13 protein-coding genes are annotated in these 12,700 nt (G+C 65.1%); 4 read left to right on the top strand and 9 right to left on the bottom strand.

Features of this window, described 5'->3' with window-relative positions; translation table 11 throughout:
- Positions 1 to 5: 5 nt before the first annotated feature.
- The 3 genes from cobD to cobU are packed head-to-tail and all read right to left on the bottom strand — an operon-like array spanning position 6 to position 2,543.
- Positions 6 to 1,061, bottom strand: a complete 1,056-nt coding sequence (gene cobD / locus GGD40_RS08500) for a threonine-phosphate decarboxylase CobD (protein ID WP_179743353.1) — start codon at positions 1,059 to 1,061, stop codon at positions 6 to 8.
- On the bottom strand, positions 1,054 to 1,989 hold the full coding sequence (cbiB, locus tag GGD40_RS08495) for an adenosylcobinamide-phosphate synthase CbiB (protein WP_179743352.1): 936 nt from the start codon (positions 1,987 to 1,989) through the stop codon (positions 1,054 to 1,056). Before cbiB ends, cobD begins: the two co-directional genes overlap by 8 nt.
- Positions 1,989 to 2,543, bottom strand: a complete 555-nt coding sequence (cobU, locus tag GGD40_RS08490) for a bifunctional adenosylcobinamide kinase/adenosylcobinamide-phosphate guanylyltransferase (protein ID WP_179743351.1) — start codon at positions 2,541 to 2,543, stop codon at positions 1,989 to 1,991. The genes cbiB and cobU overlap by 1 nt, the downstream gene beginning before the upstream one ends.
- A 137-nt stretch (positions 2,544 to 2,680) precedes the next feature.
- On the opposite strand from cobU, the gene GGD40_RS08485 reads away from it, so the two are divergent.
- Together GGD40_RS08485 and GGD40_RS08480 are read left to right on the top strand one after the other, a co-directional pair.
- The gene (locus GGD40_RS08485) at positions 2,681 to 4,141 is read left to right on the top strand and encodes a cobyric acid synthase (protein WP_218901066.1); all 1,461 of its coding nucleotides are present in this window, start codon (positions 2,681 to 2,683) and stop codon (positions 4,139 to 4,141) included.
- Between the two features lie 141 nt (positions 4,142 to 4,282).
- The gene (locus GGD40_RS08480) at positions 4,283 to 4,699 is read left to right on the top strand and encodes a DoxX family protein (RefSeq protein ID WP_179743349.1); all 417 of its coding nucleotides are present in this window, start codon (positions 4,283 to 4,285) and stop codon (positions 4,697 to 4,699) included.
- Between the two features lie 115 nt (positions 4,700 to 4,814).
- Here GGD40_RS08480 and GGD40_RS08475 read toward each other — a convergent pair whose 3' ends face one another.
- Both GGD40_RS08475 and GGD40_RS08470 read right to left on the bottom strand, forming a co-directional pair.
- Positions 4,815 to 6,317, bottom strand: coding sequence for an IS1182 family transposase (locus GGD40_RS08475; protein ID WP_179707906.1), 1,503 nt, complete (start codon positions 6,315 to 6,317; stop codon positions 4,815 to 4,817).
- A 145-nt stretch (positions 6,318 to 6,462) separates the two neighbouring features.
- Positions 6,463 to 6,882, bottom strand: coding sequence for a PaaI family thioesterase (locus tag GGD40_RS08470; protein WP_179743348.1), 420 nt, complete (start codon positions 6,880 to 6,882; stop codon positions 6,463 to 6,465).
- Between the two features lie 233 nt (positions 6,883 to 7,115).
- Here GGD40_RS08470 and GGD40_RS08465 point away from each other — a divergent pair, with 233 nt between their 5' ends.
- Entirely contained in the window at positions 7,116 to 7,754 is a 639-nt protein-coding gene (locus tag GGD40_RS08465) for a ParA family protein (protein ID WP_179743347.1), read from the top strand.
- Between the two features lie 159 nt (positions 7,755 to 7,913).
- Here GGD40_RS08465 and panD read toward each other — a convergent pair whose 3' ends face one another.
- The 4 genes from panD to GGD40_RS08445 all read right to left on the bottom strand — a co-directional run bounded on the left by panD (position 7,914) and on the right by GGD40_RS08445 (position 10,427).
- Positions 7,914 to 8,300: an aspartate 1-decarboxylase gene (gene panD, locus GGD40_RS08460; protein ID WP_120346351.1), complete on the bottom strand. Its 387-nt coding sequence runs from the start codon at positions 8,298 to 8,300 to the stop codon at positions 7,914 to 7,916.
- Positions 8,301 to 8,354: 54 nt separating this feature from the next.
- Positions 8,355 to 9,188 (bottom strand): pantoate--beta-alanine ligase, encoded by an 834-nt coding sequence (panC, locus tag GGD40_RS08455; RefSeq protein WP_179706426.1) that lies wholly within the window; start codon positions 9,186 to 9,188, stop codon positions 8,355 to 8,357.
- Positions 9,189 to 9,355: 167 nt separating this feature from the next.
- Positions 9,356 to 10,231 carry a segregation and condensation protein A gene (locus GGD40_RS08450; RefSeq protein ID WP_179743346.1) on the bottom strand — a complete coding sequence of 292 codons (876 nt, stop codon included), beginning with the start codon at positions 10,229 to 10,231 and terminating at the stop codon, positions 9,356 to 9,358.
- A gap of 10 nt (positions 10,232 to 10,241) precedes the next feature.
- Positions 10,242 to 10,427, bottom strand: coding sequence for a DUF3460 family protein (locus tag GGD40_RS08445; protein WP_035552477.1), 186 nt, complete (start codon positions 10,425 to 10,427; stop codon positions 10,242 to 10,244).
- Positions 10,428 to 10,837: 410 nt separating this feature from the next.
- Between GGD40_RS08445 and GGD40_RS08440 the strand changes: the two genes are divergently transcribed.
- Complete coding sequence (locus tag GGD40_RS08440) at positions 10,838 to 12,673, top strand: autotransporter assembly complex protein TamA (RefSeq protein WP_179743345.1); 1,836 nt, start codon at positions 10,838 to 10,840, stop codon at positions 12,671 to 12,673.
- Positions 12,674 to 12,700 lie beyond the last annotated feature (27 nt).

The raw sequence follows: 12,700 nt of genomic DNA, 5'->3' as shown, positions 1-12,700 counted from the left end.
CGTATTCATGCGGCGTCGATTTCCCGCATCGCTTCGACCAGGCGTTGCTCGAAGCGTGCCCATTCCGGCTCGCTGCCGGGCAAGCCGAAACGCACGCTGCGCGAGGAAGTAAAGAGTCGGGTCCACACGCCGCGCCGTGCCAATGCGTCGTGTAAAGCGGGCGCGCGTGCGTCGTCGGTCCAGGCGAAAAGCGGCGTGCTGCGCGTGGCAAGTCCTTGCGCGTGCAACAGGTTGGTCAGACGCTCGCTCTCCAGGTTGAGTTGCGAGCGCATGCGCTGTTGCCAGGCTTCGTCCGCGAACGCGGCTTTGACCGCGTGACGAGCGGGACCGCTGACCGTCCACGCACCGAGCGTCTGTCGCAAGGCACCGAGCAACCTCGGCGCGCCTAGTACGAAACCTGCGCGTACGCCGGCCAGGCCGAAGAACTTCCCCGGCGAGCGCAACACGATCAGGCCGTCGCGATACGTGTCGGCCGCGAGCGACACCGACGGCATCGTATCGGCGAAGGCTTCGTCGACTAGCAGCGTGCCGCCGCGTGCGTTGAGTTGCGCATGCCAGTGCAACAGCCTCGCGGCGCTCACATGCTGCGCCGTCGGATTGTTCGGGTTCACGATAACCGCATGCGTGAGCGTGTCGGGCAAGGATTCGCAGGACACGTCGAGCGGCACGACGTCATGACCGGCGCGTTCGAATGCAGGCGCGTACTCGCTGTAAGTGAGCGGCGCGATGCCGACCTGGGCGCGTGGCAGTAGCGCAGGCAGCGCGCGAATCGCGGCCTGACTTCCCGCGACGGGCAGCACGTGAGCGGCATCCGGCGCGCCGTAGTAGCGCGCGGCGCAGGCGGCGAAGTCGTCGCCGTCGTCGGGTAGACGCCGCCATGCATCGGCGGGAACCGGCGGCACCGGATAGCCGTGCGGATTGATGCCCGTCGACAGATCGAGCCACTGCGCGTACGGCATGCCATAACGTGTGGCGGCTTCGTGCAGATTGCCGCCGTGAACGGCGGGGGCGGTTGCCGCGGCCGCGTCTCCGTTGACCGGATCGATCGCACCCTCACGCATGAAACGGCACACTCAACAGTGCCAGCACGATCAACATCGCCAGCCAGAGAATCACCGTGCGTTCCACCAGCATCAACGCGGCCGTCACATGCGCGGCCTTCGCGGGATGTCCGAAGCCGAGCGTGGGCCGCTGCTCCAGCGCGCCGTGATACACCGCCGGCCCGCCGATCAGCACATTCAAACTGCCCGCGCCGGCCGCCATCACCGGCCCGGCATTCGGGCTGTCCCAGCGCGGCGCCTGCTCGCGCCAGCAGCGCCACGCCGTGCGCGTATCGCCGAGCAACGCGTAACTCGCGGCGGTCAGACGCGCGGGAATCCAGTTGAGCACGTCGTCGATGCGTGCAGCCGCCCAGCCGTAGCGCAAATAGCGCGGCGTGCGATAGCCCCACATGGCATCCAGCGTGTTGGCGAGACGGAAGCCGAGCGCGCCCGGACCGCCCGCGATCGCGAACCAGAACAGCGCGCCGAAGATCGCGTCGTTGCCGTTTTCGAGCGCCGATTCCACGGCGGCGCGCGACAACGCGCCTTCGTCGGCGTGCGCGGTTTCGCGCGAGACGATCCGTGCGGTCAGGAGACGCGCCTGCGCGAGATCGCGTTGCGCGAGCGCCTGGGCGATCGGCGCGATGTGATCGTGCAGGCTGCGCGCGCCGAGTGCGAACCACAACAGCACGACATGTACCGCGCAGGCCGCGAAAAACGGCAGCACCGAGACCAGCCACCACGCGACCAGCACCGGCGGCAACACGGCCAGCGCCCACGCGAGCAAGCCCTTGAGCCGCAAGCGGCGGCCGGTGTTGTAGCGCGCTTCGAGGCGCTTCGCCCAGTTGCCGAAGCCGACCAGCGGATGCGCGGTGCGCGGCTCGCCGAGCCAGCGGTCGACCGCGACGCCCGCGGTCGCCAGCGTGACGATCAGAGGAAGCGACAGCATCACGCGTGGCCCGCCGTTTTCAACGCGAGCGGCAAGCCCGCGACCATCATCGTGGCTTGGGTGCTCAACGCGGCGATGCGCTGATTGAGCCGGCCGAGTTCGTCGACGTAAAGACGCGTGGCCGCGCCGAGCGGCACGACGCCCAGGCCGATTTCGTTGCTGACCACGATGACTTTGCCGTGCGCGGCGCCGAGCGCCGTTTCGAGTGCGGCGACTTGCGCGCGATAGCGATCGAGCGACAGCGCTTCACCTTCGGACGGACACAGCAGGTTGGCAAGCCACAGCGTCAGGCAATCGATCAGCACGCAATGTTTGGGCGCATCTGCTTGCGTGAGCGCAGCGGCGAGATCGACACCCGCTTCGACCAGCCGCCAATGTGCCGGACGCCGCTCGCGATGATGCGCGATACGCGCGGCGAATTCGGCGTCGTCACTGACGCGCGCGGTGGCGATGTAGGTGACGGGAAGGGCGCTGCGATCGGCCAGTTGCTCGGCGTGCAAGCTCTTGCCGGAACGGGCGCCGCCGAGGACGAAGGTGAGGTCGCGGGGAGTCATCGCGTGATTGTACCGGCGCGCGGATGGCGGCGGCGGGGTGGGATAATGCCGCGTTCCTCTTCACCGCCGACCCACCACACCTCGTGACCACCACCTCGATTCCCCAAGACGCCGTCCCCGTCCCGCGCGGCACGCTGATGATTCAGGGCACCACGTCCGACGCCGGCAAGAGCACGCTGGTGGCCGGTTTATGCCGGCTCGCGCGGCGCGCGGGCGTGCGGGTCGCGCCGTTCAAGCCGCAGAACATGGCGCTCAATAGCGCGGTCACGGTCGACGGCGGCGAGATCGGCCGCGCCCAGGCGTTGCAGGCGGTGGCCGCGGGGATCGCCGCGCACACCGATCTGAATCCCGTGCTGCTCAAGCCGACGAGCGATCGTGGCGCGCAGGTGATCATCCACGGCAAGGCGCGCATGAATCTCGATGCCCGCGCTTATCACGACTACAAACCCATCGCGTTCGAAGCGGTGCTGGAATCGTATGCGCGCCTGCAGGCCGGCTACGACGCGATTTTTGTCGAAGGCGCGGGCAGCCCCGCCGAGATCAATCTGCGCGATCGCGACATCGCCAACATGGGTTTCGCGGAGGCGGTGGATTGCCCGGTCGTGCTGGTGGCCGATATCGATCGCGGCGGCGTGTTCGCGCATCTGACCGGCACGCTTGCGTGTCTGTCGGCGAGCGAGCAGGCGCGGGTGCGCGGCTTCGTCATCAACCGGTTTCGTGGCGACGTTAGCTTGCTGCGACCCGGCCTCGACTGGCTCGAAGCGAAGACCGGCAAGCCGGTGCTCGGCGTGGTGCCGTATCTGCACGGCCTGACGCTCGACGCGGAAGACATGCTGCCGCCGGAACTGCGCGCGGCCCATCGCGGCGACGCGCAGCGGATGCTGCGCGTGGTCGTGCCGGTGCTGCCGCACATCAGCAACCACACCGATTTCGATGCGCTGCGCGCGCATCCGCAGGTCGATTTTCATTACGTGCGAAGCGGCATGCCGATGCCGTCGGCCGATCTGATCATTCTGCCGGGCTCGAAGAATGTGCCCGGCGATCTGGCGTTTCTGCGCGCGCAAGGGTGGGACGCGGTGCTGCAACGGCATCTGCGTTACGGCGGACGGGTGATCGGCATTTGCGGCGGCATGCAGATGCTCGGGCGCGAAGTGGCCGATCCGCATGGCGTGGAAGGCGCGCCGGGGACGTCGGCGGGACTTGGCTGGCTCGATTACTCTACGGTGCTCACGCGCGACAAGACGCTGAAGAACGTCACCGGACGCCTCGCGTTGCCCGGTTCGCCCGAGGTGTCGGGTTACGAAATCCACATGGGCGAGACGCACGGCCCGGCGCTGGACTCGCCCGCGTTGCAGTTGGGCGATGCGCTTGCCGCGCGTCCGGATGGCGCGTTGTCCGCCGACGGCCAGATCCTCGCCACCTATGTGCATGGCCTGTTCGACACGCCGTCCGCGTGCGCCGCGTTGCTGGCGTGGGCGGGGTTGAGCGACGCCGAAGCGATCGACTATCCGGCGTTGCGCGAGGCGTCGCTGGAGCGACTCGCCGACACGCTGGCCGAACATCTTGATCTGGCGAAGCTTTTTGGGGCGATGGCGTGATCTGGATCAACACCGCAATACCGATTAAATCCTGATGGGAATTAATCTAAGCCTGAAACGTGGTTTTTCACTCCATATGGTTCGAATAGAGTCCTGACATCGACGGCTGGTTTTGGCCGTCTCTCTCTTCAAGGACTCGTCATGAACTCGAACCGCTCCGCCGATCTGGCTGCTTTACTGCTGCGTGTGGCCTTGGGCGTGCTGTATCTCGCGCACAGCCTGCAAAAAATCTTCGTTTTCACGCTGCCGGGCACGGCGCAATTTTTCGTTTCGCTGGGTTTGCCGGGCTGGCTCGGCTATGTGACGGCGTTCGTCGAATTGCTCGGTGGCATTGCGTTGCTGCTCGGCGTGCAGGTCCGCTGGGTCGCGCTGGCGTTGCTGCCGTTCATGCTCGGCGCGATGTCGGCGCATTGGCATAACGGCTGGGGTTTCGCGTCGCCGAACGGCGGCTGGGAATATCCGGCGTTCTGGGCGGTGACGCTGGCGGTGCAGTCGCTGCTGGGCGGCGGTGCGCTGGCGCTGGGTAGCGTGAAGACGGTGCGGGCTGCGGTGGCGTAAGGGCTGCGCAGTCTCGCCGGCAACAATGTCGGACAACAAAAAAGCACGCGCCGTGAGGTCGCGTGCTCAGACTGCTGACCAACCCCACGTTTTTCGGAGCGTGGGGTTTTGTTTTTCAGGCAAAGCAAATCTGGCAGTGAAGCACGACGTGGCGGTTGAAACGGGCCAGAAGTGCAGCGATGAGCCACTGCAGGCGATTGCCGGGCCGCTGGCGCACGCATAAACACGCCCGCAGGCGTGCCACCAGCAGCGCGATCTTCTTGATGTTCTGCGCCGCAGCGCCGAGCAGGCACTGCTCGGCCACCTTGCGCAGCCCGCGCATCCTCGCGTAGCGATGCCCATGCAGCTGCTTGGCATCCGCGAAGCTGCGCTCCACCGTTTCCTTGCGCCGTTTGTAGATCGCCTTGCCCCAGTCGGTCAGGCGACGCGCATCGACGCGCTCCTTCGCGCGCTCCCATACGTGCCGGATGACCACCTTCACATGGTTTGCGCTCGTCGTGCATTGGCCGCGCGCCTCACAGGTGCCGCAGCGCGACGGATCGGACCTGAACTCCTGATAGCCCGCGCGGTTTGTCGTGCTGTAGCGCAGTACCTGCCCGCGTGGGCACGTGTATTCCTCGCGATACCGGCTGTATCTGAACTCGCGTTTGTAGAAGAACCCGGGCTTGTGATTCGGCGTGCGGTAGCCCATCACGCCCTCAATGCCGCGATCCTCCAGCCCCTGGCAGATTGCCGGCGTGAAGTAGCCCGCATCCAGCCCCACCGCCTGCACCTGGAAGCCAAAGCGTTCGCGCTGCCGGTCCAGCCGCGCCAGATACGGCTGGCTGTCGTGCACCGAGGCGGGTGTCACATGCGTGTCGGTGACGATTGAATAGCGCGCATCGACCGTGCGGTGATCCAGGTAGAAGAAGCCCGTGGGCTTGTCGTCGCGCACCATGTAGCCGCTGTCCGGGTCGGTGCGGCTGACCTTCGTTTCCTTGCGCTCCGGTGTGGCAGCCGACCTCGAGCCCTCATCGTCGTCGGGGCCTTTGCGTTCGTCGCGCCGCAGCGGCTTCTTATCGTGCGCTGCCCGGTCCGCATCGACCGCAGCGTCCAGCGCCGCCAGATAAGCCGAAGGCGCCTGTTCGAGCTGCACCAGATCAAACTTGCGCTTGTTGGCGTTCGCCTTCAGGTGGGTGCTGTCGGTGTAGAGCACCCGTCCCTCGACCATGCCGCGCCCGATCGCCTGCTGCACGATTGCGTCGAAGATCTCCTGGTAGACCGTCGTGTCGGTGAAGCGCCGTCGCCGGTTCTGCGAGAACGTCGAGGCGTCAGGCACCCGGTCCGTGAGCCGAAAGCGTGCAAACCACCGGTAGGCCACGTTGACCTGCACCTCGCGCATGAGCTGGCGCTCACTGCGTACCCCGAACAGGTAGCCGATGAACAGCAATTTGAACATCACCACCGGATCGAGCGCTGGGCGCCCGTTGTCCGCGCAATACAGGTGCGCCACCTTCTCACGGATGAATTCGAAATCCACCGCCGCGTCGATCTGGCGCAGCAGGTGGTCCTTCGGCACGAGTTCCTCGAGCGTCACCATCTCGAGTTCGTGCTGCATGGGCGTCGGTGTCTTCAGCATGCCCCAATTAAACGACAAAGCCCGACGCAAGGCCAGGCTTTGGGGGTACTTTGTCAGCAGTCTGAGCACGCGCCGTGAGGTCGCGTGCTTTTTTATGGCATGACGCTGCGGCTTTATCGGCGCTCACCGCAGCGCACCCACCCCATCAATACAACACGATCTGCGTGCAGCGAAACAGCGCGATCGTCTTGCCATTCGGATCAGTCACGGTCGCATCCCACACCTGCGTGCTGCGCCCGAGATGCACGCCCTTGGCGACTGCGCGGATCGTGCCTTCGGTCGCCGTGCCGAGAAAATTGCTTTTCAGCTCGACGGTCGTGAAATTGCGCGCCGTTTCCGGCAGATGCGCGAGGCACGCGTAGCCGCACGCCGTGTCGGCGAGCCCGATCACGGTGGCGGCATGCAAAAAACCGTTCGGCGCGAGCAATTCTTCCCGCACGGTCAATTCCGCGGTCAGGGCGCCTTGTTCGAGCGACAGGACCTGCACGCCCAGCAAGCCGGGCAGCTTGCCCCGCTGGCGTTCGTGCAGGCGTTCGACGGTGTATTCCGGGCGGAGTTTGCTCATGGATTGATGGGCCCCAAGTGGAAAAATCGACGGTGCCAAGCGGTCATTTGGCCGCCTGGGGGCTTCGGCCCCGGTGCATTTCTCGATATTATCAACGGCTGGATCGGCATGCGTGCCCGAAACCGGCAGGTTCAGCCGGTGCGGCAGCGGGCCGGCGCGAACTCAGAACGAAGTCAGAACGACATACGCGGCAAACCGGCTGGCGGCGACCAGCCTTCTTTCCGGGAGAATTCATGACGGTGATTGTGGTGGCGAATCCGAAGGGCGGCGTGGGTAAAAGCACGCTGTCCACCAATCTGGCCGGCTATTTCGCGGCGTCGGGCGAATGGGTCGCCCTCGCGGACCTGGACAAGCAGCAGTCCGCGCACGCGTGGCTCTCGTTGCGCCCCGACACGCTGCCGGCCATCGAAACCTGGGAAATCAACCAGGACACGCCGGCCAAGCCGCCCAAGGGGCTGGAGCACGCGGTCATCGACACCCCCGCCGGGTTGCACGGCAACCGGATGAGCATCGCGCTGGATCTGGCCGACAAGGTTATCGTGCCGCTGCAGCCGTCCATGTTCGACATTCTCGCCACGCAGGACTTTCTCGAGCGTCTGGCGAAGGAAAAAGCGGTCCGCAAGGGCACGATCGAAATCGGCGTAGTTGGCATGCGTGTCGACGCGCGCACGCGCTCGGCGGAACAACTGCATCGCTTTGTCGAAGGATTGAATCTGCCGGTGCTGGGCTTTTTGCGCGACACGCAGAACTACGTGCAGCTCGCGGCGCATGGCCTGACCCTGTGGGACGTCGCGAAAAGCCGCGTGGAGAAGGATCTGGAACAGTGGCAGTCGATCGTCGAATGGGTCGACGGGACGGCAAAGAAGGGCTGAGGTAGGGCGGCAGAAACGAGGCTGCGCGGGGCAGGCGGCCGGCCGCTACGGGAAACCGCCGCGCGAAGAACGCGCGGCGAAGCAGTGCAGTCACTACGAGCAGAACGCGCGGTCAGCGCGCGGAAGATTGGCGCGAATCGCTGTGCGAAGCGCCGACCCTCAGGTCCAGTTCTGCGTGGGCACGTGATCGCGGCTGCCCTTGATCTTGTTGTTGTCGTCGACGAACACCAGATCCGGCTTCCAGCCCGCCTTCAACTCGGCCTCCTCGACCACCGCGAACGCCGCGATGATCACCAGATCGCCCAGTTGCGCGCGCCGCGCGGCCGAACCGTTCAGCGAAATCATGCCGCTACCGCGCTCGCCCTTGATCGCGTAGGTCGAGAAACGCTCGCCGTTGTTGATATTCCAGATGTCGATCCGTTCGTTTTCGACGATGTTCGCTGCTTCCAGCAAGTCTTCGTCGATCGCGCACGAGCCTTCGTAGTGCAGCTCGCAGTGCGTGACCGCGACACGGTGGATCTTCGACTTCAGCATGTTGCGTTGCATGACCAATCAATCCCTTGTGGCTTCTGATGCGTGTCTGCGCCGGCCGAGGCCGGGTCAGATTTCGAGGTTGTCGATGAGGCGCGTGGCGCCGAGTTTGGCGGCGGCCAGCACGACCAGTTCTGCCTCCGCGTCCTGCGGACCCGGCGGCAGCAGGTTTGAGCGCTTGCGCACCGCGATGTAATCGGGCTCCCAGCCGCGCGCGGCCAACGTGGCCATGGCCGCCTGTTCGATTTTCGCGAAATCGCGGTCGCCGGACAGCACGGCTTCACGCACACGATTCAGTTCCGCGGCCAGCACCGGCGCTTCGGCGCGCTCGGCGGTCTGCAGATAGCGGTTGCGCGAACTGAGCGCGAGGCCATCGGCGTCGCGAATGGTTTCGGCGGCAATGATGTCGGTCGGCAGCGCGAACTGGTTGCACATGCGGCGCACGATCATCAATTGCTGGTAATCCTTCTTGCCGAATACCGCGACGCGCGGCTGCACGCACGACATCAGCTTCATCACGACCGTACACACGCCCTGGAAGAAACCGGGCCGGAATTCGCCTTCGAGGATGTCCCCCAGATCGTGTGGCGGATGCACGCGATACTCCTGCGGCTCCGGATACAGGTCGCGCTCGGTCGGCGCGAACAGCACGTAGACGTTTTCCTTCTGCAGCTTTTCGATGTCCGCTTCCATCGTGCGCGGGTATTTGTCGAAATCTTCGTTCGGACCGAATTGCAGGCGGTTGACGAAGATGCTCGCCACCACCGGATCGCCGTGCTGGCGCGCGAGACGCATCAGCGACAGATGCCCTTCGTGCAGATTGCCCATGGTCGGCACGAAGGCCGTGCGATTCTGGCCGCGCAACTGGTCGCGCAATTCATGGATCGAGCTGATGACTTTCATGATCGGACAGGGAATTCCTCGCGCGGCGCGAGACTCGGTCGATGCGAAACCTCAAGGAATCGCGCAGTCCGCCGCCTCACTGGTAATGACAGGTTCGGAGCGCGGGATTGTAGTGGATTTGCGCGCCGTACGCACCGAAACGAGGCGTGTCGGTGTGTACTGTGAGGTCAGGCCGGCGAATACGCGAGCCGCACGTAGATCGGCGCGAACGGTTCGGCCTGGGTGATCTCGACCAGCGACTCGCGGCACAGCTCCAGCATGGCGATGAAATTCACCACCACGACCGGCACGCCCTTGGTCGTGTCGAACAGGTCGGCGAATTCGACGAAGCGCGCGTTTTGCAACTGCCGCAGGATCGAACTCATGTGCTCGCGCACCGACAATTCTTCACGCGAAATCTTGTGATGCTGGACCAGCTTGGCGCGCTTGATCACGTCGGCCCACGCGGCGCGCAGGTCTTCGCTGTCCACGTCGGGAAAACGCGGCGTGATGCTTTGCTCGATGTAGACCTCGGCGCGCAGGAAGTCGCGCCCGAGTTGCGGCAGTTGGTCGATACGCTGCGCGGCCAGCTTCATCTGCTCGTATTCGAGCAGGCGGCGCACCAGTTCCGCGCGCGGATCTTCGGCTTCTTCGCCGCTGTCGGCCTTCTTCACCGGCAGCAGCATGCGCGACTTGATCTCGATCAGCATCGCGGCCATCAGCAGATATTCGGACGCGAGTTCGAGATTGGTCTGGCGCAGCTGGTCGACGTAGCCGAGGTACTGCACCGTGACATCCGCCATGGGAATGTCGAGCACGTTGAAGTTCTGCTTGCGGATCAGGTACAGCAACAGATCCAGCGGTCCTTCGAACGTTTCGAGGAACACCTCGAGTGCGTCGGGCGGAATGTACAGGTCGGTGGGCAGCTTGAAGAGCGGCTCGCCGTACAGGCGTGCGAAAGCGATGCCGTCGACGGTGTCGGGCGTCGAATCGGTGGCGGGCGTGGCTAGCGCGGCGTCGGCGGATGCCGGCGTGGCGCCGTGAGCCTCGTCGGCGTGACTCACGCTCACCCGTTTAGAAGTTTTGATAGTACGAGTAAGGCGTCTGCTCCACGCGCGAGGCTGTCTGCTCGGCGCGCTCTTCCAGATCGATCGGCTGTTTGTCCCACAGCAGCGCGCGGCCACGGCGTTGCTCGGCTTCCAGGCTGGGCTTCTGTTGCTTGAGCTGGTTCAGGAACTGGGTGATGTCCGATTGATACATGGCTCGACGTCCGTAGTGGGTGAGGGGCGGCTGCTCGCCCGGAATCCGCTGGTGTGCGGGAGGGTGCCGGGTGGCCGCGCCGTTATTCCATAATTTTACCCGATGCGCCGCGCGCGGTCGAAAAACGTGGGCAGCGATGGCGGAAGAGGCGGTGGCGTGCGCGGCCGGCGCGCGCCGCTGTGAAAATTCCGGAACCCGGCTTGTGTGCGGTGCGTCAAAGGCGGGCGTCCGGCGCACGGCTCCTTGGTGCGGCTGAACGTGCGTTGCGCGGTGGGCGGCGGCAAGTCGTCGCCGCGCGCTTCGCGCCCTTTTAGAGATCGGCTGCCTCGCGCCGATGTGGTCAAATAGCGTGCTTTGGCCGCCGCGGCGCGCCTGAGCGACAAATTCATCAACCCGGCCGGAGGTCCTGTTTGGCGGTAAGTGCGATCGAAAAGCCGCGTCAGCGGCGTGGCAAGGGCGGCATCGGGCGTGGGCATCTCACGCCCGTGTTGCGCTGGCTGCGCGCGTGGCTGGCGTTCGGCATCGTCATGCTGACACTGTCGGCCGGCGCCGCGCACGCCGCGCGCCCCGCCGCCAGCTACAAGGTCGACATCGACGCCTCGCCGCGCTCGCTGCGCAAGCTGCTCGAGGCGCATCTGGATATCGCGCGCTTCGCCAAACGGCCCGACATCAGCGACGACCAGTTCGAGTTTCTGATTACCGCCACGCCCCAGCAGGTGCGCGATCTGGCGGCCACGCAGGGCTATTTCACGCCGATCGTGCGTACCGACGTGCGCACCGTCGACAGCGCGAAACGCGTCACGGTAAGCGTCGATCCGGGTCCGCAAACCCTGATTTCATCGGTCTCGCTGTCGTTTCGCGGGCCCGTGCTGACCGAAGACCCCGCGCAGGAAAATACCGCTCGTTTCGCGTTTTCGCTGCATGAAGGCGATGCGTTCTCGCAGGGCGACTGGGAGGACGCGAAGAACGCGTCGCTGAAGGCACTGCAGGCGCGGCGTTACCTGGGCGCAAAAATCTACCATTCCGAGGCGCGCGTCGATCCGCGCACGCACGAGGCCAAACTGTCGGTCACGTATGACAGCGGGCCGACCTTCACGATGGGCAAGCTCGACGTGTCGGGCACGCGGCGCTATCCGGAACAGATCATCGACAACGTCAACCCGATCTCGGTCGGCGATATTTACGACGTGCAGCGCGTCGCCGAATTGCAGCGGCAATTGCAGAACACGCCGTACTACGCGAGCGTCGCGATCGACGTGGACAGCGACCCGGCCAAACCGGCCGACACGCCGGTGCACGTGAAAGTGTCCGAGTATCCGTACAACAGCTTCCGCGGCGGTCTCGGTTATTCGACCGACAACGGCCCGCTGATCCAGGGCGCGTATTCGTATCTGGATACCTTCGGCAAGGCGTGGCCGTTCACCGTCGAAGGCCGCGCCGACCAGATTCAGCAATACGGGCAAATCCAGTTGGCCATGCCGCCGGGCCCGCGCGCGTGGACCAATAGCGTGCTGGCGTCCTACACCACGACCGACGTTTCCGACACGCGCATCTACAGTATCCGCGGCGGTGTGCAGCGGGCGCGCACGTCGCAGTTCATCGACTACAACTACTCGATCCTCTACTACCAGGACCGGCTCGATCAGAACGCGATTGCGCCGACCACGAGCCGCGCGCTCGTGCCGTCGTGGTCGTGGACCCGGCGCGATACCGACGACCCGCTGTTCCCGCGCAAGGGCAACCTGATTCACGCCGAGGCGGGCTTCGCGATAAAGGGTGTGCTGACGGATCAGACCTTCGTGCGCGGCTATGCGCGCGGCCAGCAGTACCTGCCGATCGGCAAGGAAGACCTCGTGGTGCTCCGCGCCGAACTCGGCGGTGTGTTTACTAGCGGCAGTTCGAGCGGCATACCGGCTTCGCTGCTGTTCCGCGCCGGCGGGTCGAACTCGGTGCGCGGCTATGGTTATCAGAGCATCGGTAACGAAGTCGACGGTTCGGTGCTGCCCACCAAATATCTCGTCACGGCCGCGGCCGAGTACCAGCACTGGTTTTCGCACGACTGGGGCGCCGCCGCGTTTTTCGATGTCGGCACCGCCACGGATACCTGGGGCGAAAAAGTCTTTTATCCCGGCGTCGGGGTGGGCGCGCGCTGGCGCAGCCCGGTCGGCCCGGTCAATGTCGACGTCGCGTATGGCATCCGCAATAAAGACGTGCGGCCGTATCTGACGCTGGGCATCGCCTTCTGATGGACACCTGCTTCGACATGATTCCCG

Source organism: Paraburkholderia bryophila, assembly GCF_013409255.1.
GTDB lineage: Bacteria > Pseudomonadota > Gammaproteobacteria > Burkholderiales > Burkholderiaceae > Paraburkholderia.
Note: the sequence above shows the minus strand (reverse complement) of the source record. Positions and strands in the feature narration are given on the sequence as shown.

Bases quoted from the DNA above. Each gene is read 5' to 3' on its own strand.
- panD (WP_120346351.1), bottom strand. From the start codon at position 8,300: ATGCAACGCAACATGCTGAAGTCGAAGATCCACCGTGTCGCGGTCACG.
- GGD40_RS08480 (WP_179743349.1), top strand. From the start codon at position 4,283: ATGAACTCGAACCGCTCCGCCGATCTGGCTGCTTTACTGCTGCGTGTG.
- GGD40_RS08465 (WP_179743347.1), top strand. From the start codon at position 7,116: ATGACGGTGATTGTGGTGGCGAATCCGAAGGGCGGCGTGGGTAAAAGC.
- GGD40_RS08475 (WP_179707906.1), bottom strand. From the start codon at position 6,317: ATGCTGAAGACACCGACGCCCATGCAGCACGAACTCGAGATGGTGACG.
- GGD40_RS08445 (WP_035552477.1), bottom strand. From the start codon at position 10,427: ATGTATCAATCGGACATCACCCAGTTCCTGAACCAGCTCAAGCAACAG.
- panC (WP_179706426.1), bottom strand. From the start codon at position 9,188: ATGAAAGTCATCAGCTCGATCCATGAATTGCGCGACCAGTTGCGCGGC.
- GGD40_RS08485 (WP_218901066.1), top strand. From the start codon at position 2,681: ATGATTCAGGGCACCACGTCCGACGCCGGCAAGAGCACGCTGGTGGCC.
- GGD40_RS08470 (WP_179743348.1), bottom strand. From the start codon at position 6,882: ATGAGCAAACTCCGCCCGGAATACACCGTCGAACGCCTGCACGAACGC.
- cobD (WP_179743353.1), bottom strand. From the start codon at position 1,061: ATGCGTGAGGGTGCGATCGATCCGGTCAACGGAGACGCGGCCGCGGCA.
- cobU (WP_179743351.1), bottom strand. From the start codon at position 2,543: ATGACTCCCCGCGACCTCACCTTCGTCCTCGGCGGCGCCCGTTCCGGC.
- cbiB (WP_179743352.1), bottom strand. From the start codon at position 1,989: ATGCTGTCGCTTCCTCTGATCGTCACGCTGGCGACCGCGGGCGTCGCG.